Origin of the sequence: Rhizobium sp. LjRoot30 (assembly GCF_964253915.1) — a bacterium.
In the GTDB taxonomy this organism is placed as follows: Bacteria; Pseudomonadota; Alphaproteobacteria; order Rhizobiales; family Rhizobiaceae; genus Metarhizobium.
In genome coordinates, this window is the sequence record NZ_CAXUSG020000002.1 from 752,282 (window position 1) to 776,090 (window position 23,809).

Here is a 23,809-nt window from a genome sequence, read left to right on the forward strand (position 1 = left end):
GCATGCCTCTCCCTGTTGAGACAAGTGATGGCCTAACGATGCGCGCCGCTCAAAATCATGTCAATCTAAATAATAATATCATTACAATTATTCTTCGGACGCCTTGTTAACAGGCAATTGCCTCAAATCGCGAGCAGCAGCGCCTCCGGATTTCCACTGGCCAGCGAGGCGAGGATGCCAAGACCGGTGCGCAATTCCTGTTCGGTGGTGGAGCCAAGCGAAATACGCACCGCCGGATGCCAGCCCTGTTCGGCCGTGCGGAAGGACGACCCCGGCGCGATGCCGACGCCGCGAAGCCGCGCCTGCGAGACGAACCCCTCCTCCGCATGCCCTTCCGGCAACGGCAGCCAGACATGCAGGCTCTGCGGATGGGCGTGATAGGGAAGACCGGCAAAGGCCTCCTCGGCGATGGCATGGCGGACGGCGAGCGCCCGGCGCTGCCAGTGGACGAGTTCCATCGCCGTGCCGTCGCCGACCCAGCGCGTGGCGATCTCGGCAATCGACGGCGTCGCCATCCAGTTGGAAACCAGGTGGCGGTTGGCGACGGCGGCGACATAGCGGTCGGGTGCCGTCAGATAGCCGATGCGCAGGCCCGGCACGGTGATCTTGGTGAAGCTGGTGACGTAGAGCGTGCGCTCCGGCGCATAGGCCGCAATCGGCGGCGCCCTGCCTTCCACCAGCGGCCCCAGCACGTCGTTCTCGATGATCGCGATGTCATGGCGTCGCGCTACGTCGGCCAGCGCCTGCCGGCGTTCGGCGCTCATCAGCGTGGCGGTCGGGTTGATCACCGAGGGCTGCAGGAAGACGGCGCGGATGACGCCCTTGCGACAAGCCTCATCCAAAGCCTCGGGTATCATGCCGTCGCGATCGATCGGCAGGCCTTCGAGATGCAGGCCGAGATAGGTGGACAGCGGCACGAGCGTGTGGTGGCTGATCGCTTCCGTTGCGACCGTGGCGCCGGGCGGGGCGACGCTCATCAGCGCGACCGTCATGCCCGACGTCGCGCCGTTGGTGAGATTGATGTTGAGCGGCGAGACGTCGAGGCCGCAGCGCGCCAGCCACTCCGCCGCAACCGCCCGGTGGCGCGGAAACACCATGTTCGGCCGGAACGACAGCGCCGAGCTCGACGGCAGGTTTTCCGCAAGCCAGCCGAAGGCCTCGCGCATGCGCTCCAGGTGCAGCTGCTCGCAGACCGGCTTGAGGATCGAAAGATCCACCAGCTCGCCGAGGCGCTCGGGCAGATAAGGCGGCTCCGGTTCCTTCGGCCGCGTCTGCACGAACGAACCGCGGCCGATCTCGCCGGAGATGAGTCCGCGGCGGATCAGCTCGTCATAGGCCCGGCTGACGGTCTGCACGGACAGGTTCAGGTCGTCGGCGAGCTTGCGATGCGGCGGCAGGCGCGTGCCGTTGGGCAGTAATCCCTCCTGGATGGCGCGGGCGATCTGCTCGGCGAGGGAAAGATAGGCCGGCCGGCGCAATTGGGATATATCGGGTCGCCAATTTGTCATGATTTTACATTGCGGAAATTCAGTTCAATTGACAACGCCAAAATGCCTTTCCATTGTCTTTTTCCTCGCTTTGACATGATACCGCCCGGAGGACGCTCCTCGTGAAACTCGACGCCATAGACCTGCGCATCCTCAACGCGATCCAGGAGAACGGACGCATCACCAAGCTGGCGTTGGCGGAAAAGGCAGGCCTTTCCCCCACGCCCTGCTGGCTGCGCCTGCACAAGCTGGAAAAGGCCGGCATCGTCACCGGCTATCATGCCCGCATCGCCGTCCGGCGTCTGGCACCGGTCACCGGGGTAATGATGGAGGTGACGCTGGCCAACCACCGCCAGGCGGATTTCGACCGCTTCGAGCGGGCCGTCGCGTCGACTCCGGAGATCGTCGCCTGCTGGTCGGTCGGCGGCGGTGTCGATTACATCCTGAAGATCATGGCGGTCGACATCGACGCCTATCAGCGCCTCGTGGACAGCCTTCTGGAACGCGAACTCGGCATCGACCGCTATTTCACCTACATCATCACCAAGACGGTGAAGGAGGAGGCGGTGCTGCCACTGGCGGCGCTGCTTCCCGCCACCGAATAGGCAGATTGTCTACGACTGCCCGCAGCTTTGGCCAAAGTCTCTGCGGCCCATCGCGGCAATGGACAATCTGTCTCTGCGCCTGTGCCAGACTTCTGCGCACACAGCCAGAGGAGGCCGCCATGACCGCCCTATTCGCCCGGACGACTTTCCACGACGCGCTCGCCCGCCTCAGCGACCCCCAACTCCTTCGCGAGCTCGCCTATGTCGGTGGCCGATGGGTGGCAGGACGGGACGGCGCCAGCTTCAAGGTGACGGACCCGGCCTCGTCGGCAACGCTGGCCTGGGTCGCGGCCCTCGATGCCGGGCAGGCTTCCGAGGCCATCGCCGCCGCAAGCGAGGCGTTCCCCGCCTGGCGCGACAGGCTGCCGCAGCAGCGCGCCGCGATCCTGCGCAAGTGGCACGACCTGATGCTGGAGGCGCGCGAGGACCTGGCGCTGCTGATGACGCTTGAACAGGGCAAGCCGCTTGCCGAATCCCGCGGCGAGATCGATTATGCCGCCGCCTTTATCCAGTGGTATGCCGAGGAAGGAAAACGCCTCAACGCCGAGAGCGTCACCAGCCACCTGCCCGGCGCGGAGATGATCGTGCGCCGCGAGGCACTTGGTGTCGCCGGCATCGTCACGCCATGGAATTTCCCGTCCGCCATGCTCACCCGCAAGGCCGCCGCGGCGCTTGCCGCCGGTTGCACCGTCGTCGCCCACCCGTCCAGCGAAACGCCGCTTTCGGCGCTCGCGCTTGCCGAGCTCGGCGAACGGGCCGGCCTTCCCGCCGGCGTCTTCAATGTGGTGACCGGAGATGCCGCAACCATCGTCGGCCGCCTGAGCGCCGACGCACGGGTGCGCGCTTTGAGTTTTACCGGCTCGACGGAGATCGGCAGGCTGATCGCCGGCCATTGCGCGCCGACGATGAAGCGGCTGGTGATGGAGCTTGGTGGCCACGCTCCGCTCATCGTCTTCGCCGATGCCGATATGAAAAAGGCCGTCGACATCGCCATCGACGCCAAATTCGCGACATCGGGCCAGGATTGCCTTGCCGCAAACCGCATCTATGTGGAGCGCCCCGTGCTTGCCGCCTTCACCGAGGCCTTCAAGGCGCGCATCGCGGCGTTGAAAGTCGGAAACGGGCTTGAAGCGAATGTCGAGATCGGGCCGCTGATGCATGAGCGCGCCATCGCCAAGGTGGAGGAACAGGTTGCCGATGCGCTGCAGCAGGGTGCAAGATTGCTGGCCGGCGGCAAGCGCCACACAGCCGGCCCGCTGTTTTACCAGCCGACATTGCTGGCCGACGTTCCCGACGCCGCGCTGATCATGCGCGCGGAAACCTTCGGCCCGGTCGCCGCCGTCACGGCCTTCGACAGCGAGGCGGAGGTGATCGCCCGCGCCAACGACACCGAATACGGCCTCGTCGCCTATGTCGTCACCGAAAACGGCGCCCGCCAGATGCGCCTTGCCCGCGCGCTGGAATACGGCATGGTTGCCGTCAACCGCGTGAAGATCACCGGCAGCCCGATCCCCTTCGGCGGCTGGAAACAATCCGGTCTCGGACGCGAGGGCTCGCGCCACGGCATGGAGGCCTTCACCGAACTGAAATATCTCTGCATCGACACCGCTGGCTAATCCTGGCGCCATGAATTTGTTGAAGACCTTGGGACCGTTCTTGCGCTGCCTCGACGACGGCCATGAGGTGAAGGTCGATTTCCTTTATTTCCTGAACGATGTCCTCCGGCGTGCGACCTGATCTCCGAGAAGTTTTACATCCCGATCGACCTGATTATTCTGCACCCCTCTGACCCGCTTCTTGCCTCAATTTAGGAAAGAAGGCGTCTACAAATCTCGGGGCTACTCAGGTTGACCTTGTCGCCGGTTGGACCGGCTAGTACCGCAGGCGTTCTGTGCCGTGCTACGGCCGGTCACCGCCGCAACCTATCAGGTCGGCGTGATAGGCATCATCATCTGGGCGGTTTCATGGGGCACAAGCCATGCGGGAATCGGCCTCGCCCTCGGCGGCCTGGTGTTGTTCATCATGCCGTTGGCGCTGCCGCACTATCTCGGTGTGGCGTGTCGGCTGTAAGACAAATCCGACGTTGCGGGCGGTCAAAGCACCTTCGGCCAAAGCTGGTGTGCGTGCATCACCGTGATGATCTCGATGTCACGGCCGACACGATAGGGAATGATGTAGGGTATGTCCGCCAGAACGATCTCACGGGTGCCTTTGATGCGGCCCGGACGCCCCGAGGCCGGAAAATCGATCAGCATATCGACCACCGAGACAATCCGCGCGACCGCGCGCGCCGCCGCTTCCGGATCGTCTTTCGCGATAAACTCGCCAATCTGGTCGAGCCGCCGTAGGGCCCGCAGCGTCCAGCGGATACGCTTGCCGCTCACGACTGGCGTACGGACTTGACGTATTTCCCGACGACCTTCGCCACCTCGTCGTCACTGGCGAACTCGCCCCGGTCGGCCTCGGCCAACCCGACCTCGATCTCCGCCAGCTGCCATTCCTCACGGGCAACATAATCCTCAATCGCCTGCGCAGCCATATAGGACCGTGAGCGGTCCAGCTTCTCGGCGATCTGGTTAAGCTTGGTAGCGGTCTCTTCCGAGATGCGGACAGTGAAGGCGGCCATAGCACTGACTTTCTTTGGTTCACTATAATTATGGGTGAACCACCTTGGTTCGTCAAGGTTCACGCGACGACGGTACACCGTGTCAGTCCTCATGTCTCTTCCCTCCTCTTATTGCCCATCGCGGGACGTTGACCCTTTCGAGATCTGCCAAGCGGCCCCTTGCGAACCGCCAAGCGGTGTCGCGGGGACATCCCTCTGTCCTCGGTCCTGTGCTGCCCTGCGTTCCGTGCCGGAGCGGCGCTTCTGCCGCTCTTGCCGCCACGGCAACCCGCGCCATCTTGTTTGCGAGGACTACCACCGCCACCCTTGGCGCGCCGCACGACCGGCGAGCCAAGGGTGGCGGGCATGCCCCATTTGCTTCGCTCGCTTGAGCACTGCCAGCGCACCAATGACCAACAATTGTCGGAGGTAGCGGCTATCGGCTTCCACGGATCAAATCCCGATCAACTCGAGGACGATTTGTTCGATCGTTTGCAAGCCTGATCTTATGGTCGCCGCAGCCACCGCGAATTGCCGATTCCAAGGCCACAATGGCTTTTGCCGAAATCAATTTTAGCGATTGCCGGTACGACTGCGATGCCACGATAGCGAGCGAGTTTATTCCCCTTCCCCCGCCTGAAAGAGAACGGCATTTCTTATAATGCATTAAATCTACTGATTTTATATGCTAATAATCGAACAGGTTGAACGCCCGTGACCTATCTCCTTAGTCTCCTCGACAAAAGCCCCATAGAAGATGGCCTCTCGGCCGCCGATGCGTTGCGCGCCACGGTAAAGTTCGCCACGCGGGCCGAAGAACTCGGTTATCACCGCTTCTGGGTCGCCGAACATCACAACATGTCCAGCCTGGCGAGTTCGTCGCCTGAGGCGTTGATCGCCTATCTTCTCGCGCGGACGTCGAAGATACGCGTCGGCTCGGGCGGAGTCATGCTGCAGCATTACAGCGCCTACAAGGTGGCCGAGACTTTCAATGTGCTGGCATCGCTGGCGCCGGGCCGCGTCGACCTTGGGGTCGGCAAGGCACCGGGCGGCTTTCCCTTCGCGACACGGGCGCTGCAGGTGGGGATCGATCCGGCCAGGAAGCCGGATTTCGCCACCCAGCTTAGCGATCTCAATACCTATCTCTCCACCAGCGCCAACGGTGACGGCGCCTTGGCAACCCCTTTCCCGCCGGTGGCGCCGGAGCGCTTCCTGCTCGGCGCCAGCATCGAAAGCGCCGAGCTTGCAGCCGAAAAGGGCTGGGAACTGGTCTTTGCCGGCCACTTGAACGGCGATCCGGAGAATTTGCGCCGCACGTTCGAGGCCTATGAGCGGGCCTCCGGTGGCAAGCAGCCGATCCTGGCGCTGGCAGCCTTCGCCGCCGAAAGCGACGAGCATGCCCGCGAGCGCGTCGGCGACCTGCGCATCGTCAAGGTGTTTTTGCCCAACGGCCAGACGGTCAATGTCGGCACCGAGGAGCAGGCGGCGGAGTTCGCCCGACAGGCCGGTTTCACCGAATACCGCACCGAGGAAAAGGCGCCGAGCGTGCTGCACGGCACGGCCAAGCAGATCCGCAAGGAACTGGACGAGCTGCATCGCCTCTACGGCGTCAAGGAATTCGTCCTCGATACCCCCGCCCTTCCAGCCGCCGAGCGCCTCGCCTCCATCGAGTTGCTCGCCCGGGAACGGCTTTCCCTCGTCGCCTGATCGTTTCCAAGGAGGATTGATCCCATGGCTCGCAAAAACATCACGTTCGGCATCATGCTGCAGGGTCCGGGCGGCCATATGAACGCCTGGAAGCATCCGAGCGGACCGGCGGATGCCAGCGTCAATTTCGATTTCTTCGTCAAGACGGCGCGTAAGGCCGAGGAGGCAGGCATCGCCTTTGCCTTCGTCGCCGATGGCCTCTACATCAACGAACAGTCGATCCCGCATTTCCTCAACCGCTTCGAGCCGATCGCCATCCTCTCGGCGCTGGCCGCCTCGACGTCGAAGATCGGCCTGGTCGGCACGGTGTCGACCTCCTACAGCGATCCTTTCACCATCGCCCGCCAGTTCGCCTCCATCGACCTGATCAGCGGCGGGCGGGCCGGCTGGAACGCCGTCACCTCGCCGCTGGAAGGCTCGGGACGCAACTATAGCCGCGAGCATCCCGAACACGAGTTGCGCTACGAGATCGCCGAGGATTATCTCGATGCGATCAAGGGCCTCTGGGATTCCTGGGATGACGACGCCTTCGTCCGCAACCGGGAGACCGGGGTCTACGCCGACAAGTCCAAGCTGCACCGCCTGAACCACAAGGGCCGCTTCTTCCGTATCGAGGGGCCGCTGAACATCGGCCGATCGAAGCAGGGCCAGCCGGTGGTTTTCCAGGCGGGGGCTTCCGATTCCGGCATCCGGCTGGCCGGTAAGCATGCCGATGCCGTCTTCACCAATGGCGGGCCGATCGAGGAGGCGCAAGCCTTCTACCGCCAACTGAAGGACAGCGTCATCGCCCACGGCCGCCCGGCCGCCGAGGTTGGCATTTATCCCGGCATCGGCCCGATCGTCGGTGCGACAGCGGAAGAGGCGGAGGCCAAATATCAGGCGATCCGCAACCTCGTCACCATCGAGGAAGCGCTGCTCTATCTCGGCCGCTTCTTCGATCACCACGATTTCAGCGTCTATCCGCTCGACGAGCCTTTCCCTGACATCGGCGACATCGGCAAGAACAGTTTTCGCGCCACCACCGACCGCATCAAGAAGACGGCGCGCGAAAAGGGCCTGACTTTGCGCGAGATTGCGCTGGATGCCGCCACGCCGCGCACCGCCTTCATCGGCACGCCGGAGCATATCGCCGACGAAATCATCCGCTGGGTGGACCAGGATGCGGCCGATGGCTTCATCCTCGGCTTCCAGGTCATTGCCGAGGGTTTTGACGATTTCGGCAAGCACGTCCTGCCAATCCTTACCGAACGCGGCTACTTCGACCCCGTTCTGAAGGGCCAGACGCTGCGCGACCATCTCGGCCTGCCCTTCCGCGAAAGCCGTTATGTGGCCGGCGCCCCCGAAATCGAGCGCGGAAAGGCTGTCGGCGCCTGAGGCGCGGACGGGATGCCATGAACATCATCGCCAAGAATCCGCTCCGCTCCCACACCGTCGAAAATGGCATCGCCGCCTATCTCGACGAGATCGTCGCGCTCCGCCACGACCTGCACCGCCATCCGGAACTGGCGTTCCGGGAAGTGCGCACCAGCCAGATCGTTGCATCCGGCCTGTCCTCCTGGGGCTACGAGGTGACGACGGGTCTTGCCGGCACCGGCATCGTCGCCACCCTCCGGCGCGGAAACGGCACAAAAACCATCGGCATCCGCGCCGACATGGACGCGCTGCCGATCGAAGAAGCGACCGGGCTCGATTATGCCAGCGGCAATCCCGGCGTCATGCATGCCTGCGGCCATGACGGGCACACCGCAATCCTGCTTGCAGCCGCGCGGTATCTGGCCGAAAGCGGCGATTTCAGCGGCACGCTGCGGCTGATCTTCCAGCCCGCCGAAGAAATCGGCGCCGGTGCCCGCAAGATGATTGCCGAGAGGCTTTTCGAAAAATTCCCCGTCGATGCGGTGTTCGGCCTGCACAACTGGCCGGGCGTGCCGACCGGGCAATTCGGCTTCGTCGCCGGCCCGGCGATGGCCTCGGTCGACCAGGCGTTCATCCGCATCGTCGGCAAGGGCGGCCACGGGGCCGAACCGCATCGGGCCGTCGACCCGGTGCTGGCCTCGGCCTCCTTCATCACCGCGCTGCAGAGCGTCGTCTCCCGCAACGTCGATCCGCAGGACATGGCGGTGGCGACCGTCGGCTCGATCCATGCCGGCTCCGCCTCCAACGTCATCCCCGAAAGCGTCGAGCTGAAACTCACCACGCGCGCCTTCCGGGAGGATGTCCGCAAGCAGCTGGAGCAACGCATTCCGGCGTTGGCCCGGGCGCAGGCGGAAAGTTTTGGCGCGACGGCGGAGGTGGACTACCGGCCGGGTTTCCCGGCGCTGGTCAACCATGCGGCGGAAACCGAATTCGCCCGCAAGGTCGCCGTCGAGACCTTTGGATCTGCAACGGTCGAGAAGGAGTTCCGGCCGCGCACCGCGAGCGAGGATTTTGCCTACATGCTGGAAGCGAACCCCGGCAGCTATCTCTTCGTCGGCAACGGCGACAGCGCCTCGCTGCACAGCGCCCACTACGATTTCAACGACGCGATCATCGCGCCCGCCGCCCGCTACTGGGTGCGGCTTGCCGAAACCTTTCTCACTGACGACAACGGGTGACGAACGACATGAGCGACACGTTCCTTTACACTAGCCCTCTCGATCCACGCGCCAAGCCGCTGATCGATGAACTGATCTACGAATACGACACCCGCTACGGCACCTATTTTAACGCCGAAGGCGCCGTCGCCGAGCTGAACCGCTATCCCCCCGAAGCCTTTGCACCGCCGATCGGCAATTTCCTGCTCTTGATCCGCGATGGTGAGACCATCGGCGGCGGCGCTTTCAAGCCGTACGATGACCAGACCGCCGAATTCAAGCGTGTCTGGACACGCACGGATCTCCGACGCCAGGGTCTCGCCCGCAAGGTGCTGGTGGAACTCGAAGCCCAGGCAGCGAGACAGGGTTACAGCCGCATCTACCTCACCACCGGCTTTCGCCAGCCGGAGGCGGTCGGGCTATACCTGAACTACGGCTACACCGCCCTCTTCGATACCTCCGTCGATCCGGAAATCTACAAGAGCCTGCCGTTCGAAAAGGACATCAGCCACCTCATCCCGGTCGCCGAGCCGCGCCTGCGGGCTGCCGGCGGCAACAGCTGAGCTGCGGCATATCCACAATTCCATCAGGGGAAACAACCATGGCATTGACGACCGACTTCGTGGATATCGCGCCTGCCGGCCAGCGGGCAGAGCCGGGTCAGGATTATTCCCGCTACCGCATCGTGCCGGCCCGACATCCTGGCCGTCTGGCGGGCACGATCTTCGCCGCCATCGTCATCGTCGCCGTGCTTTATTCCACCTTCACCAATCCGCGCTGGGGCTGGGGCGTATTTGCCGAATGGTTCTTTGCCGAACCGGTGCTGGTCGGCCTCGGCCGCACCCTGCTTCTGACGGTGCTCGCGGCAATTTCCGGCTCCATCCTCGGCACCGGGCTGGCGCTGGCACGTGTCTCGCGATCGCCGCTGCTCTCGGGCCTCTCCTGGGGCTACATCTGGCTGCTGCGCTCGATCCCTATCATCGTGCTTCTGTTGATCCTCAACAATCTCGGCTACCTTTACGAAACGGTGACCATCGGTATTCCGTTCACCGACACCGTCTTCATCAATTACCCCACCGTGCAGTTGCTGACGCCATTCGCCGCCGCCTTCCTAGGCCTGACGCTCAACCAGTCGGCCTTCTTCGCCGAGATCGTCCGCGGCGGCATCCTTTCCGTCGATAACGGCCAGCACGAGGCGGCTGCTGCCCTTGGCCTGCCGCGCCGCCGCCAGGCGTTTCGGATCGTGCTGCCGCAGGCGATGCGTTCGATCCTGCCGACCAGCTTCAACGAGTTGATCGGGCTCGCGAAAAGCACCTCCATGGTCTACGTGCTGGCGCTGCCGGAGCTTTTCTACACCGTGCAGGTGATCTACCGCCGCAACCTCGAAGTCATTCCACTGCTGATGGTCGCCACCGTCTGGTACCTGGTGATCATGACGGTGCTCTCCATCGCCCAGCACTATATCGAGCGCTATTTCTCCAAGGGCGCGGTCCGCAACCCGAAGCCCCTGCCCTTTCAGGCCTTCTTCGCAGGTCTGCGCCGCCCACTGGCGGCAGTTGCTCCCCTCCCCGGCGACAGCGCCCGGACGCACGGTTTTCGCGATGCCACGGCCTTTCGCAGCGGCGGCGCGGTGCGTATCCACGGCGTTTCGAAGAGTTTCGGCTCCTTGAAGGTGCTCGACACCATCGAGCTCAATCTGCCCGCCGGCAGTGTCACTGCCATTCTCGGCCCCTCCGGCTCCGGCAAGTCGACACTGCTGCGGACCATCAACCACCTCGAACGCGCCGATGAAGGTTTCATCTCGGTCGATGGTGCGCTGGTCGGTTATGCGCAGAAGGGCGACACGCTCTACGAACTCAAGGAGAAGGACATTCTGAAAAGCCGCGCCGACATCGGCATGGTCTTCCAGAACTTCAACCTCTTCCCACACCTCACCGTGCTAGAGAATCTGATCGAGGCCCCGATCCAGGTGCGCGGTGAAAAGCGCGAGCAGGCAATCCGCCTGGCGCAGGACCTGCTCGCCCGCGTCGGCCTGAGCGACAAGATTTACGCCTATCCGCGCCAGCTTTCCGGCGGGCAGCAGCAGCGTGTCGCCATAGCCCGCGCTCTGGCGCTCCGCCCCAAGGTACTTCTATTCGACGAGCCGACCTCGGCGCTCGATCCCGAACTGGTGGGTGAAGTGCTCGACGTCATCAAGGACCTGGCGCGCACCGGCACGACGCTCGTCATCGTCACCCACGAGATCGGCTTTGCCCGCGAAGTCGCCGATACGGTCGTCTTCATGGAAGGCGGGCGCGTCGTCGAGATCGGCACGCCGGCACGCATCTTCAACGAGGCGGAACACCCGCGGACGCGCGAATTCCTGGCCAAGGTTCTCTAACAACTCGCTTTATTCGAAATGCCAGCCGCGACGGGCGGATGGATAAGACTGCCAATAACTACAATCCCAAGATGAAAATGAGGCAAAAATCATGGCATTTTATTCTGCAACAAAACTTATGCTGGCAGGCGCGGCGGTCTTTGCTGCGTTGAGCTTCGGTGCCCAGGCAGAGGAAAAATTCGACCTCAGCCCCGACACCTCGAACCGGGTGCGCGCCGAAAAGAACGAAGCCGCTGTCAAGGCGGTTTCGCCGGACTTCAAGTTCGTGACGCCCGGCAAGTTCACCGTGGCGATCAATGCCTGGGATCCGCCGATCGCCACCTATGCCACCGACGCTGCTACCATCGTCGGCGCCGATCCGGACCTCGCCCAGCTGCTGGCCGACTCGCTGGGTCTGGAACTGAACATCGTCTCCGTCGCCTGGGCCGACTGGCCGCTCGGTGTCTCCTCCGGCAAGTACGATGCGGTGATCAGCAACGTCACCGTCACCGAGGAACGCAAGGAAAAGTTCGATTTCTCGACCTATCGCCGCGACGTTCTTGGCTTCTACGTCAAGGGCGATAGCGCCATCACCGCGATCAAGGACCCCAAGGACGTCGCCGGCCTGAAGGTCTCACCGGCGCTGGCACCAACCAGGAAAAGATCATCCTGGAATGGGATCGCCAGAACGTCGCCGCCGGCCTGAAGCCGATCGAGGTGCAATATTACGACGACCGCGCCGCCAGCGACCTGGCGCTGCAGTCGGGCCGCGCCGACGTGGAGTTCAATCCGAATGCGACGCAGGCCTACAGCGCCTCGATCAAGGGCAAGACCAAGCTTGTCGGCGTCGTCTCGGGCGGCTGGCCGCTGACGGCCGACATCGCCGTGACAACGAAGAAGGGCGCCGGCCTTGCCGACGCCATCACCGTCGCACTCAACGGCCTGATCAAGAGCGGCAAGTATGGCGAGGTGCTGAAGCGCTGGAGCGTCGAGGCCGAAGCCGTCGACGAGGCGCTGACCAATCCGGCCGGCCTGCCGAAGAGCGGTTCGTAAGCGGCGGACGACGGGCCGGCGCGGGGGATGCTGCCGGCCCGTTTTTCCTTCAGTTCTTATCCGGAGTTTTAAGATGACTGTCTTTCCGGCCTCCCGCATGTGGGGAGAGGTGAGATCATGAGCGGCGGACCTGTGTCCATCGGCCATATCGGGTTCCTCACGCCCGGCAATTACCCTGCCGACGACCCGCTCGCCGGACTGGAAAAGACGCTGCAACTGCTGGCCTATGGCGAGGAACTGGGTTTCGACAGCGCCTGGGCGCGGCAGCGGCATCTGGAGCCGGGTATTTCATCGGCGACAGCATTTCTTGCGGCGGCAACCCAGCGCACCAGCCGCATCCAGCTCGGCGCCGCCGTCATTCCCATCGGCTACGAAAGCCCCTACCGGCTGGCCGAAGATCTTTCGACCGTCGACGTGCTGTCGCGCGGGCGCCTGAATGTCGGGCTCAGCGCCGGCCGGCCGCTGCATGCCGATCTCATCGGCCCGCTCGCTTTCGACGGCGAATGGGAAAATTTTGATTTTTCGCATGAACGGGTGAATCGTTTTGCCGACAATCTGCGTGGCACCTATCTCGGCGACGCGGAAACCGTCATCAAGACACCCTTCGGGCCGCAGCGCCCGCGCCTGCAGCCCTATGCCAAGGGCCTGATCGACCGCATCTGGTACGGTGGCGGTTCGCTGCGCTCAGCCGGCTGGGCCGGACGCAACGGCTTCAACCTACTGATCGGCAACGTCACCACCGGCGAGGAGACCGACGAGTTTTTCGTCGCCCAATCCCGGCAGCTGCAGGCCTACCGTGCAGCAGTCGGTCCGCAGCAGCGCCGCGTCGCGCTCGGCCGCGTCATCGTGCCGTTCGACAGCGCCGATGCCGCCACCCGCAAGCGATACGAACAATACGCCGCCGGCCGTCACGAACGCACGCTGACGCCGCAGGGCGAGCGCCGCACGCTTTTTGCCCGCGATATCGTCGGCACGTCGGACGAAATTTTGGAGCGGCTGTTCGCCGATCCGATCCTGCCGCATGTCTCCGAACTGCGCCTGGAATTGCCCTACGAGTTCGAGGACGAGGAATACCGGCAGATCATCCACGATTTCGTCACCCGGATCGCGCCGCAGCTCGGCTGGAGCCCCGCCGCCGCCATCCGGGCGGCCTCGTGACCCGCCCCTTTGGTTTCATATTCCCTATGAAAGGAGCGCCAAGATGGCGAACATCTACGACAGCCTGACCAACCTGATCGGCAACACGCCGCTTCTCGAACTGCACAATTACCGCCGCAACCGCAATCTCCCCGGCCGCATCCTTGCCAAGCTGGAATATTTCAACCCCGCCGGCAGCGTCAAGGATCGCATCGCCTGGGGCATCATCCGCCAGGCCGAAGAGGCCGGCAAGATCCGGCCGGGCGACCTTTTGGTCGACGTCACCAGCGGCAATACCGGCATCGCGCTGGCGGCCGTGGCGGCTGCGCGCGGCTACCGCACCAAATTTTACCTCAGCGACAACATCAGCCGCGACAAGATCAAGCTGCTGCGGCTCTACGGCGCGGAAATCGTCGAGGTCGAGAATTCGTTCTTCCTCGCCCCGGATGCGCTGGAAAAGATCACCGCCCGCGTCCAGCAGGAAAATCCGACCGCCTTCTTCACCGACCAGCTCGCCAACCCGGTCAATCCGCAGACCCATTTCGAAACCACGGGACCGGAAGTTTGGCGCGATACCGATGGCACAGTCGATTTCTTCGTCGGCGGGGTCGGAACCGGCGGCACGATCTCGGGCGCCGGCCGTTTCCTGAAAGCGCAGAAACCGGGGCTGAAGGTGGTGATCGCCGAACCGGCTGTGGAGTCGCTGCCGACCGAGGAAAACCCCTATCCGGACGAAATCGATGGCGTGCACAAGGTGAGCGAGGTGCCGCCGGAACAGCTGCCGGGCAATTTCGACAACACCATCGCCGACGAGGTCATCGCCCTCAACACATCCGATGCAAGGGCGACAGCGGCCGCGCTGGTGGCGGAGGAAGGCATTTTCGGCGGCACATCGGCCGGCGCCGTTCTCTGGGCAGCCACAATCCTTGCCGCTCGGCCGGAGAATGCCGGCAAGGTCATCGTCGCCGTGCTGCCAGACACCGGCGAACGTTATCTGACGGCAGTGGCAAGCAGCCGGTAAATTGACAGGATCTTCATCTGTGACAAAAGCGATAGAATATTTCTTCTCGATCGGCTCGCCGTGGTCGTATATCGGCCTCGATACCTTTGCTGAACTGGCAACGAAAAACGAGGTCGTCATCACGCCTTATCTCACCACGGTGGTGGAGGAAAACGGCGGAATTTTTTCACGCAACCGCCCGGAAATCCGGCGAAGCTACTGGATCCGCGATCTTGAACGCTGGGCGCACGTGCGCGGCAAACCGCTCCTGCTGCATGATCGCCCCGAACTCAGCGACCCGACACCCGCCTCGCTCTTCGTGATCGCCGCCTATCTTGACGGCAAGGACTGGATCGGCGTCAGCCGCGCCCTGCAGCATGCCTTCTGGAGCGAGGCGAAAGACATCGGCAAACCGGACATCCGGTCGATGGTCGCGTATGCAGCCGGCTTCGACGGCGCGGCCCTTCTCAAGCGGCAGGCCGATGACGATGTGCAGAGCAAATGGACGGGAGACCGCATCCATGCGCGCGACAGCGGCGTCTTCGGCTTTCCCACCTATCGCTACGACGGTGAGATCTACTGGGGGCAGGACAACTTGCCCTTCCTCGAGCGCCATCTTGCCGGCGACAGACCCTGAAGCGATGCAGCATCGATGACATGTAGGTTTCCATGAGCGAACACGACGACACCTCCAAGACTCTCGGCCCCAATACGCAACTGGTCCGGGCCGGACACGACCCCTTTGCCTATCACGGCTTTGTCAATCCGCCCGTCGTCCACGCCTCGACGGTGCTGTTTCCGGACGCAGCGACAATGGAGAAGCACGGCCAGCCATATACCTATGCGACACGCGGCACCCCGACCAGCGATGCGCTCTGCAACGCGATAAACGAGTTGGAAGGGTCGGCCGGGACAATCCTCGTGCCATCGGGTCTGGCAGCGGTCACCATTGCCTTTCTTGCCTATCTTTCCCCCGGCGACCATGCGCTGGTGGTCGATTCCGTCTATGGCAACGTCCGCCATTTTTGCGACAGCATGCTCGCCCGCTTCGGTGTGGAGGTCGACTATTACGACCCTTCGATCGGGGCGGGAATCGAAGCGCATTTCAAGGCGAACACCAGGCTGGTTCACACGGAATCGCCGGGTTCCAACAGTTTCGAGGTCCAGGATATCAAAGCCATCGCCGAAGTCGCCCACCGCCACGGCGCAATCGTAACCATGGACAATACCTGGGCAACGCCGCTCTACTTCAAGCCGCTCGATTTCGGCGTCGACGTTTCGATCCAGGCCTCGACCAAATATCCCGCCGGCCATGCCGATATCCTGATGGGCACCATCTCGGCCAATGCAAAACACTGGAAGCGCCTGAAGCAGGCCAATGGCGCGCTGGGCATTTGCGGGGCGCCGGAGGATGCCTATCAGGTCCTGCGCGGCTTGCGCACCATGGGCGTTCGCCTCGACCGCCATCAGGCAAGCGCGCTGGAGATCGCCACCTGGCTGGAGGGGCGTAGCGACGTCGCCCGGGTGCTCTATCCGGCCCTGCCGAGCTTTCCCGGCCACGACATCTGGAAGCGCGACTTCAAAGGAGCGAGCGGCGTCTTCTCTTTCGTGCTCGCCGTTGCCGACGGCCAGGATTTCAAGCGCAAGGCGCAGGCCTTTCTCGATGGCCTCTCCCTGTTCGGCCTCGGTTATTCCTGGGGCGGGTTCACGAGCCTTGCTCTGGAAGTCGATCTCAGCGACCGGCGTATCCTATCGGCGCTGAAAGAAGGACCGGTGATCCGCCTGCAGATCGGTTTCGAGGATGTCGCCGATCTCAAGGCCGATCTCGAAACCGGGTTCGAAAGGGCGCGACAGGCTTGAACCGGCTTGGTTTGTTGTCGTGCGCCTGCTGCTGTCAGCTGCGATGGTTTGGCGAGGATTGGCAATGCGCGACGTGATATCGCTGCTGTTCCGTAGCGCTCGCGCAGTGTAACGCCCGACGCATCTGATCGGGCGTCCCTCGCAGTCGCGGACAAAACAGCGTCCCGATCACTATCAATCCTCAACACCGCACTGATCTATAGTCGAGACAGTGTAAAGAGCCTTTATACCTTCGCAGCAGACGCAAATCCACGTCCCTTTGTCCCGCTATACTCAGAAAGAAGGCGTGGGCGAGGCCGCCTGAAAGTGCTCGCGCAACGTCTCCGTTTCGTATTCATGGCGATAGAGACCGCGCTTGCGCAGGATCGGAACGAGCTCGTCGACGATGACTTCAAGCCCGTCAATCAGGCGATCAGGTTGCAAATTGAAACCGTCGATGGCTCCTGCATGGAACCAATCCTCAATATGGTCGGCGAGTTGCTCAGGCGTGCCGACAAAACCGGCGTGGCCGGAGCCGGTGTAACGCGTCTGCTTGAGGTACTCGCGCACCGTGGGATTGGTCTTGCGGATCTGCGCAATGATCGACTCGCGGAAACCGATGCTGCCGAGGAAGCTCTGAACGTCCTTGATGGGACCGAGGACCTCCTCCGGAAACGGTGCGTCGAGTTCCAGTTTCGAGGCATCGAAACCGATCGCCTGGGACAGCCAGCCGATCGAATAGGACGGCGGGCCTGCGTCGTGAAGCTCGTCGCTGCGACGGCGCGCCTCTTCTTCCGTACTCCCAAGGCTCAACAGCAGACCCGGAAGGATCTTGATTTCGTCCGGCGAGCGGCCATTGTTCCGTGCGAAACCCTTGACCAGCCGATAGTGCTCGATGGCCTGGTTTTTCGTCAGTTCGGCTGCAAAAACACCTTCGGCCGCACGCCCTGCCAGTTCACGCCCCTGTGGCGAACCGCCCGCCTGAAAGATGACGGGATGGCCCTGTTTCGATGGCGGCACACGCAAGCGCCCGTCGATATCGAAGAAATTTCCATGGAAGTGGACATTGTCGCCCGTCGCGGCCGACGCCCACAAAGCGCGCACGACATCGACAAACTCGTTCGCTCGTTCGTAACGGTCATCGCGAAGGGGAATATCGGGCATACCGAAATTGCGGGCCGCGGAAACGCCGCGGGTGGTGACGACATTCCATGCTGCGCGACCACCTGCCTGATGGTCGAACGAGAGGAGACGCTCGGCAAGTTCGAACGGATCGTTGAAGGTGGAGGAGGCTGTGACCACCAGTCCAACCCGTGAGGTTGCCGCGGCCACATGGCCCCAGTTCACGGTCGGTTCGAGGCGGATCGGGTTGGCGTCATAGGCCGGATCGCCCAGCAGCGGACCATCGGCGAGGAAGATGGCATCAAGGGTGCCACGTTCCGCCGTCCTGCCAAGATTTTCCCAATAATTGGCGTCGACGAAGGCATCTTTCTGCAGCAGCGGCGTCTTCCATGCTGCCGGCAGATAGCCCAGCACAAGGGCGTTGATTCCAAGAAGGACGTGGCCAGTTCGTTTGTTTGACACGGGTGATGTCTCCGTTATCGTCTACAAAGAGACATGCGGTTGTGGCACGGGGAAAGCGGCGCGAGCGCTGGCTGGCAGCGGCGCCGGTTGCGGCAGGTCGAGCGCTGTTCGCAGAGTTTCATTCACCGGCGTGGGCGCGAAGCCAGCTGCAAGCCAGCGCTCGGCAGCATCGAGCAGGTCGCTCACGGACTGATCGAGGCCGGCACGCAGCACGACGCCTGCAAACACGCCTGCCGGCGGCTCAGCGCCGAGCGGGATGACAGGTATGGCACCGGCAGCACCGAGAACGAGATCGATCGGGCTGTCATCGCCGGCTGGCGGCGCATCCGCCTCCGTTGCGGCATACCAGGCAATCACCGACGCACCGGTTTTCGGCTCCGGCGCGTTCAACGGACCGGCGATAGAAAAACTGTTGGCGATATCGACATGCACGATGCGGTTCGACTCGACCAGAATGCCGGTCTCGCGGTTGCCGATGATCGTATCGTAGGGCCAGCTTTGTTCGAGAGCGCGCACGGCGCGAGCAGCATCGTAAGCCGTCTGGGCCGTGAGCGACGCACCGCCGCCAAGCCCGGCGCCACCCCAGGCCGGCGCCTCCTTCGGACCTGCGGGCGCATAGGCATCCCGAACGCCGATCAGCAGCCCGCTGCGCCCACCAGACAGATGGGCGAGCGAGGCGACGCGACGAGCGATGTTATAGGGATGGTCACGCTGCGGCGCCGCCGCAACGATGAAGCGCCCCTGTTTCGTGGCACTGGCCAGGGTCGCGCCGACAGCGCTGCCTGCAAGCGTCGTTTGGGCCGGCGGGCTGCCGTCGACACGGTCAACTCCCACGACACTGAACGCGACCGGCAAGGCATCCCAGCGCGACAGCAGCGCGGGATTTGTGGTGAGCTCGACCAGATGCGGTCCGGCAAGACCGAGCGCAAGATAGGGTTTCGTCATCCTGCGCCCTCCTCAGTTGCCCTGGCCGCCGCGGCCAAGCCGGGCAATGCTCGAGACCGGCGAGTTGTCGTTGACCAGATAGTCGCCGAGGATACGGGCTTTGTAGGCGACCGGGTTGTGGGATGCGAGCGTGCGGGCATTGCGCCAATGGCGGTCGAGTGCCATTTCCTCGGAGGTCGCGGATGCGCCAAGCGCGCCGAAAACATGCGTGGCCGCATGCAGAACGCCGTCGATGATCGCAAGCTGCGCCTGTGCCACAGCCACTTCTCCGTCAACGGCGCGCTTGTCGCGCAGTTCGGTATCGCCTGCCGCGTGAGCCGCGGCGATGAGATCGAGTGAACCGGCTGCACGACGCAAGGCGGCCTCCGTCGAGAAAACCCGCACAGACACCTCGCCGATCACCTGCAGAAGCTGCGGATCAAGGGCCGGCACCGGGTTGAGGCCCTGTGGGTAATTGCGACCGCGGGCCTTGAGCGCCTTGATGCCATCGCGCAGGATCGCGCGCGTGATGCCGGTAAGCACGGCAAGCAATGCCGTCTGGTAGAAGTGCCCCTGATACACGACACGTTCGCTCGCCGGAAAGACGTCGCCCTCGTGCGCGATCGCATCCTGATAGGTGGCACTACCGCTTGCCGTGGTGCTCTGGCCAAACCCCGGCCAGTCATCCGTCAGCACGACGCCCGGCTGGTGACGGCTGACCAGGGTGGTGATGAGAGAACCGTCTTCGCCTTTGCCGATCACATCGAGCCAATCCGCATAGAGGCTACCGGTGGCATAAAATTTCGCGCCGGTTACCTTGTAGAGATCGCCCTCCCGGTTCACCGTTGTCTTGATGTTGGCATAGGTGCCGTTGTTGGCCTCCGTCCAGCCGCCGCCGACAAATTCGCGGTCCCGGAAACGCTGGAACCAGCGATCATTGGCCGGCGAACGTTGTGCGTTCAGCCGGTCTTCGATGAAGGCAAGGTGATTGCGCCAGACGTGGGCGACGTTGGCGTCGGCCTCCGCCAGCAGAGCCAACAGGTAGAATGTCTGCTCCAACGACGCACCCCATCCACCGAACTCTTCCGGTACGCGCACCAACGAGAAATCGGCATCCTTCAGCCACTGCACCTGCTCGAAAGGGAATGTGCGAGTGCGTTCGCGTTCGACATTGCCCTCGGCAATACGATCGAAAACAGGCTGGAAGCGCTCCACGAGGGCCTCTTCCTTCGCTGTCGCGGGACGCAGATAGGTCAGCGAAGTCGGGGTGTCCACGGTGGTCATTTTTGTTCTCCTGTATGCTGGTACGTCAACGAAGTGGGACAGATATTTTTTGGCGCGGGGGGCCTGAATGACTGTCCTGAACGGGAGGATCGGCTTGGGTAAAAGTGCTCAGCTCCGATTGGCCGGATCGCGCCATTGCGCGACCAGATCGACGGCAAGTGTCGTGATGATGAAGGCGGAGGCGGCAAAGATGGTCGTGCCGATGACCACGGGGAAATCACCCTCCAGCGCCGCAGAGATCGCCATTCGACCGACCCCATCCAGCCCGAAGATCGTCTCCGTCACGATTGCCCCGCCCATGATGGCCGCAAGTTCGAGGCCACCGAGCGTCAGTATGGGGTTGAGCGCCGATTTCAGCGCATGGGAAAAATAGATCCGTCGCTCGGGAACGCCCTTGGCCCGCGCCGTGCGAATGTAATCATGCCCCAGCACATCGAGCATGCTGGCCCTGACCACGCGCTGGAAGATGCCGATTTCCGCAATCGCGAGTGTCGCCCACGGAAGCGCCAGATGCCGCGCCCATTGCAGCGGATCTTCGCTCAACGGAACATAGCCGCTGCTCGGGAACCAGAAGATGCCGTTGTTCGACAGCTGGAAGAACAGGAAAAAAGAGATGAGGATACCGCTCAGGAACGTCGGAATCGAAAGACCGATATAAGCGAGAAAGGCGAGCGCATGGTCGATGAAACGGCCCTGCCAGCGCGCGGCGACCACGCCGGAAATGATGGCGATCGTCATCCAGATCACCAGGGCACCAAGCGCCAGCGACAGCGTCACCGGTGCCTTTGCCAGAATGAGGTCCGTGACTGGGGCCTGCTTGCGGAAGGAAAAGCCGAGTGCCGGCGGCCAGTGCATCAGTCCCATCGGCGCGCCCTGAATGTCAGGCCCACGGAAAAGGTAATACCAGAGCTGCAAATACCAGGGCTCGTCGAGGCGAAGGGCACGGGCGACGGCATCGATCGATTGTTGTGTCGCGTTGCGCGGCGCCAGCATCGCTGCCGGGTTGCGATAGGCAATCCGGGTGATGAAGAACGACAGGATGAGAACGATGACCAGCGTCGAGATCGAGCGCAGGATGACGGTGGAAAACTGTTTTGCCATGATTTCAGGCCCGCCTGCGATTGGGGTCGAGCACGTTTCTCAAACCCGCGCTCAGCGTATTGAAGCCGACAACCGTCAGGAACAGGGCAAGCCCGGGGCCAGCCAGAAACCACGGCTGATCCTGATAAAGGGATGTCCGCTGCGCTTCGGCAATCATGTTGCCCCAACTCGGCATCGGTGCCTGGATGCCGACACCAAGGAAGGAAAGAGTCGCCTCCGCAACGATGTTGGCGGGCAGTTGCACGGCCCAGTAGACAAAGACCGTCGGCAGGATGTTTGGCAGGATATCGAACCAGATGATCCGCACCCACGATGCACCGATGGTGCGCGAGGCCTCCACCATCGGGCTGCTGCGCAATTCGAGCACAAGACCACGTGTGAGACGAGCGAAATAGGCCCAGGAAAACAGGGAGATGATGGTGATGACCACGACAACGGGCGGCACGATCGGCTGGCCGGTTCCGCCACGGTTGAGCGCCAGGAGGCTGAGTGCCGTCACGACGAAGGGAAAGGACAGGGCAACATCGATGGCCTGTGAGATGACCCGGTCGGTCCGGCCCGCAAAAAAGCCGCTGATGAGACCGATCGCCGTGCCGATAATCATCGCAATCGTTGTCGACGGTATGCCGACCAGCAGCGAAACCTGCGCCCCATAGAGGGTGCGGACAAAAACATCGCGGCCGTTGCCATCGGCGCCGAGGGGAAATTCAAGCGTCGGACCGATCGGCAAGCCCATGTCATCGAGTGCCGTTTCCTCGAACTGCTCCATGGGGCCGTGCCCCAGGAGATGGCTTGCCAGGGGCGCCGACAAGGCCGCCAGAAGCACGATGGCGACGATGACAGCCCCGGTGCGCACCGCCCGCTCCCGCCAGAGGCGCTTCAAAAGGAGAAAGGTCAATGACGGCTGGCCGGAAAACGCCGGCGCCTCAGAACGGATCGCATCAGCCATAGACGACATCCTTGCGTTCCGCCTCCATGGGCGGACGCTTGCTGCCCGGGATCGACGCCAGCAGTCGGCGGGTATAGGCATGCAGCGGGCGCTCGAAGACCTGCTGCGTACGGCCGGCCTCGACGATCCGGCCCTGTTCCAGCACGATCACCCTGTCGCACAGCTCGCCGACAACACCGAGATCATGGGAAATGAACAGGAAGGACACACCAAGCTTGTCGCGAAGGCGGGCGAGCAGCCGGATAACCTTGGCCTGGGTGGTGATATCAAGAGCGGATACCGGCTCATCGGCAACGATCAACGATGGCCTGAGCGCAATCGCCCGCGCGATGGCGACACGCTGCCTCTGGCCTCCGGACAGTTGCGACGGCAAACGATCCAGAATGTCTTGCGGCAGTTCCACGTCAGCGACAAGCTGCTTGACGTTCTCGCGCAGTTCCGCCTTGCTGGTCGTGCCGTGAATGACGAAAGGATCGGCAAGGATCGCCTCGATCCGCCGCCTTGGATTGAGGCTGGCATAGGGGTCCTGGAACACCACCTGGATGGATTTGCGCAGATCGCCCTGCAAAAGGCTGCCGCGAGACCCCGGACGGCTATATTCTGTTCCCATGAGGCTGACGCTGCCGGCGTCGGGGCGGTCGAGACCGGCGATAAGTCTTCCAATGGTCGACTTTCCGGAGCCGGACTCGCCGACGAGACCGAGGATCTCCCCTTCCCCGACGGTGAAGGAGACATCATCGAGCACGCGGCGTGATCCGAAGGACCGGGCGACGGCCTGCACCGCGAGCAATGGAGACACCGTTTCCCGGCTTTTTGCGGCCGCATAGGCTTTCGGGCCACCGAGACGGGCAGCACCGAGCAGTTCCCGTGTGTAGTCCTGCCGTGGCCGGAGATAGATGTCGGCGGCAGCCGCCTTTTCGACGACAACACCGTCGCGCATGACGACGACGTCGTCTGCTATGTCGGAAACCACGGCGAGATCATGGCTCACGAAAATGAGCGCGGTTCCGTGCTCCTCCTGCAGGCGCTTGAGAAGATCGAGGATCGCCGCCTGAACGGTGACGTCGAGTGCGGTTGTCGGCTCGTCCGCAATGATCAATCCGGGATCGAGGGCGATGGCGATGGCAATCATCACCCGCTGACGCATGCCGCCGGAAAGGTGGCGCGGATAATCCGAGAGCCGCCCCTGGGAGTCGGCAATGCCGACATTGTCGAGAAGCGCCAGCACGCGCTCGCGCTTCTCTTTTCTGCCGATTGTCTGGTGGACCGAAATCGCCTCGCCGATCTGGTCGCCAATCGTCTTCAGGGGGTGGAGGTTGCTGAGCGGGTCCTGAAAGACGAAACCGATCTTCGTACCGCGAATTTCTCGCAGGTCCCTGTCGGGCAGGCCGAGGATTTCCTGGCCGCGGTGCAGAACGCTGCCCTCCACCGTGGCGGAACCGGGCAGAAGCCCGGTCGCGCCCAGAAGGCTAGCGCTCTTTCCCGATCCCGACTCGCCGACGATGGCCAGCGTCTTGCCGGCGTCGACGCCGAAAGAAACGCCCCTCACCGCCTGGACACCACCAAAGCGAACCTGCAGATGATCTACGGAGAAGACCGACATTC

Annotated in this window: 21 protein-coding genes and 1 pseudogene; 13 read left to right on the plus strand and 9 right to left on the minus strand. The window is 63.0% G+C overall.

What is annotated here, in order from left to right:
* Positions 1-122: 122 nt before the first annotated feature.
* Positions 123-1,508, minus strand: a complete 1,386-nt coding sequence (locus ACSQ3I_RS07475) for a PLP-dependent aminotransferase family protein (protein ID WP_435997475.1) — start codon at positions 1,506-1,508, stop codon at positions 123-125.
* A 101-nt stretch (positions 1,509-1,609) separates the two neighbouring features.
* Here ACSQ3I_RS07475 and ACSQ3I_RS07480 point away from each other — a divergent pair, with 101 nt between their 5' ends.
* The 3 genes from ACSQ3I_RS07480 (at position 1,610) to ACSQ3I_RS07490 (ending at position 4,162) form a co-directional block, all read left to right on the plus strand.
* The gene (locus ACSQ3I_RS07480) at positions 1,610-2,092 is read left to right on the plus strand and encodes an Lrp/AsnC family transcriptional regulator (RefSeq protein ID WP_435997477.1); all 483 of its coding nucleotides are present in this window, start codon (positions 1,610-1,612) and stop codon (positions 2,090-2,092) included.
* Between the two features lie 119 nt (positions 2,093-2,211).
* Positions 2,212-3,708 carry an NAD-dependent succinate-semialdehyde dehydrogenase gene (locus tag ACSQ3I_RS07485; RefSeq protein WP_435997479.1) on the plus strand — a complete coding sequence of 499 codons (1,497 nt, stop codon included), beginning with the start codon at positions 2,212-2,214 and terminating at the stop codon, positions 3,706-3,708.
* A 280-nt stretch (positions 3,709-3,988) separates the two neighbouring features.
* Positions 3,989-4,162, plus strand: coding sequence for a hypothetical protein (locus ACSQ3I_RS07490; RefSeq protein WP_435997480.1), 174 nt, complete (start codon positions 3,989-3,991; stop codon positions 4,160-4,162).
* Positions 4,163-4,185: 23 nt separating this feature from the next.
* Here the strand turns inward: ACSQ3I_RS07490 and ACSQ3I_RS07495 are convergent, their stop codons facing one another.
* Positions 4,186-4,476, minus strand: coding sequence for a type II toxin-antitoxin system RelE/ParE family toxin (locus tag ACSQ3I_RS07495; RefSeq protein WP_435997482.1), 291 nt, complete (start codon positions 4,474-4,476; stop codon positions 4,186-4,188).
* Entirely contained in the window at positions 4,473-4,718 is a 246-nt protein-coding gene (locus tag ACSQ3I_RS07500) for a CopG family ribbon-helix-helix protein (protein WP_435997589.1), read from the minus strand. The genes ACSQ3I_RS07495 and ACSQ3I_RS07500 overlap by 4 nt, the downstream gene beginning before the upstream one ends.
* Positions 4,719-5,411: 693 nt before the next feature.
* Here ACSQ3I_RS07500 and ACSQ3I_RS07505 point away from each other — a divergent pair.
* The 10 genes and pseudogenes from ACSQ3I_RS07505 to ACSQ3I_RS07550 all read left to right on the plus strand — a co-directional run bounded on the left by ACSQ3I_RS07505 (position 5,412) and on the right by ACSQ3I_RS07550 (position 16,383).
* On the plus strand, positions 5,412-6,404 hold the full coding sequence (locus ACSQ3I_RS07505) for an LLM class flavin-dependent oxidoreductase (RefSeq protein WP_435997484.1): 993 nt from the start codon (positions 5,412-5,414) through the stop codon (positions 6,402-6,404).
* Positions 6,405-6,428: 24 nt separating this feature from the next.
* Positions 6,429-7,778, plus strand: a complete 1,350-nt coding sequence (locus tag ACSQ3I_RS07510; RefSeq protein ID WP_435997486.1) for an LLM class flavin-dependent oxidoreductase — start codon at positions 6,429-6,431, stop codon at positions 7,776-7,778.
* A gap of 17 nt (positions 7,779-7,795) precedes the next feature.
* Positions 7,796-8,995: a M20 aminoacylase family protein gene (locus ACSQ3I_RS07515; RefSeq protein ID WP_435997488.1), complete on the plus strand. Its 1,200-nt coding sequence runs from the start codon at positions 7,796-7,798 to the stop codon at positions 8,993-8,995.
* Positions 8,992-9,537: a GNAT family N-acetyltransferase gene (locus tag ACSQ3I_RS07520; RefSeq protein ID WP_435997489.1), complete on the plus strand. Its 546-nt coding sequence runs from the start codon at positions 8,992-8,994 to the stop codon at positions 9,535-9,537. The genes ACSQ3I_RS07515 and ACSQ3I_RS07520 overlap by 4 nt, the downstream gene beginning before the upstream one ends.
* A gap of 38 nt (positions 9,538-9,575) precedes the next feature.
* Positions 9,576-11,354: an amino acid ABC transporter permease/ATP-binding protein gene (locus ACSQ3I_RS07525; protein WP_435997491.1), complete on the plus strand. Its 1,779-nt coding sequence runs from the start codon at positions 9,576-9,578 to the stop codon at positions 11,352-11,354.
* Positions 11,355-11,445: 91 nt separating this feature from the next.
* Positions 11,446-12,386, plus strand: a pseudogene (locus ACSQ3I_RS07530) (ABC transporter substrate-binding protein).
* A 117-nt stretch (positions 12,387-12,503) separates the two neighbouring features.
* On the plus strand, positions 12,504-13,544 hold the full coding sequence (locus ACSQ3I_RS07535; RefSeq protein WP_435997493.1) for an LLM class flavin-dependent oxidoreductase: 1,041 nt from the start codon (positions 12,504-12,506) through the stop codon (positions 13,542-13,544).
* Between the two features lie 43 nt (positions 13,545-13,587).
* On the plus strand, positions 13,588-14,544 hold the full coding sequence (locus ACSQ3I_RS07540; RefSeq protein ID WP_435997495.1) for a PLP-dependent cysteine synthase family protein: 957 nt from the start codon (positions 13,588-13,590) through the stop codon (positions 14,542-14,544).
* A gap of 19 nt (positions 14,545-14,563) precedes the next feature.
* Positions 14,564-15,160, plus strand: a complete 597-nt coding sequence (locus tag ACSQ3I_RS07545) for a 2-hydroxychromene-2-carboxylate isomerase (protein WP_435997497.1) — start codon at positions 14,564-14,566, stop codon at positions 15,158-15,160.
* Positions 15,161-15,192: 32 nt separating this feature from the next.
* On the plus strand, positions 15,193-16,383 hold the full coding sequence (locus ACSQ3I_RS07550; protein WP_435997499.1) for a cystathionine beta-lyase: 1,191 nt from the start codon (positions 15,193-15,195) through the stop codon (positions 16,381-16,383).
* A 273-nt stretch (positions 16,384-16,656) separates the two neighbouring features.
* Here ACSQ3I_RS07550 and ACSQ3I_RS07555 read toward each other — a convergent pair whose 3' ends face one another.
* From ACSQ3I_RS07555 to ACSQ3I_RS07580, 6 genes are all read right to left on the minus strand, one after another.
* On the minus strand, positions 16,657-17,946 hold the full coding sequence (locus ACSQ3I_RS07555) for an NtaA/DmoA family FMN-dependent monooxygenase (protein ID WP_435997501.1): 1,290 nt from the start codon (positions 17,944-17,946) through the stop codon (positions 16,657-16,659).
* A 21-nt stretch (positions 17,947-17,967) separates the two neighbouring features.
* Positions 17,968-18,891 carry a hypothetical protein gene (locus ACSQ3I_RS07560; RefSeq protein WP_435997503.1) on the minus strand — a complete coding sequence of 308 codons (924 nt, stop codon included), beginning with the start codon at positions 18,889-18,891 and terminating at the stop codon, positions 17,968-17,970.
* A gap of 12 nt (positions 18,892-18,903) precedes the next feature.
* Positions 18,904-20,154 carry an acyl-CoA dehydrogenase family protein gene (locus ACSQ3I_RS07565; protein ID WP_435997504.1) on the minus strand — a complete coding sequence of 417 codons (1,251 nt, stop codon included), beginning with the start codon at positions 20,152-20,154 and terminating at the stop codon, positions 18,904-18,906.
* 108 nt (positions 20,155-20,262) lie between these two features.
* Positions 20,263-21,255: an ABC transporter permease gene (locus tag ACSQ3I_RS07570; protein ID WP_435997506.1), complete on the minus strand. Its 993-nt coding sequence runs from the start codon at positions 21,253-21,255 to the stop codon at positions 20,263-20,265.
* Positions 21,256-21,259: 4 nt separating this feature from the next.
* On the minus strand, positions 21,260-22,204 hold the full coding sequence (locus ACSQ3I_RS07575) for an ABC transporter permease (protein WP_435997508.1): 945 nt from the start codon (positions 22,202-22,204) through the stop codon (positions 21,260-21,262).
* Entirely contained in the window at positions 22,197-23,807 is a 1,611-nt protein-coding gene (locus tag ACSQ3I_RS07580) for a dipeptide ABC transporter ATP-binding protein (RefSeq protein WP_435997510.1), read from the minus strand. The genes ACSQ3I_RS07575 and ACSQ3I_RS07580 overlap by 8 nt, the downstream gene beginning before the upstream one ends.
* Between the last annotated feature and the right edge of the window lie 2 nt (positions 23,808-23,809).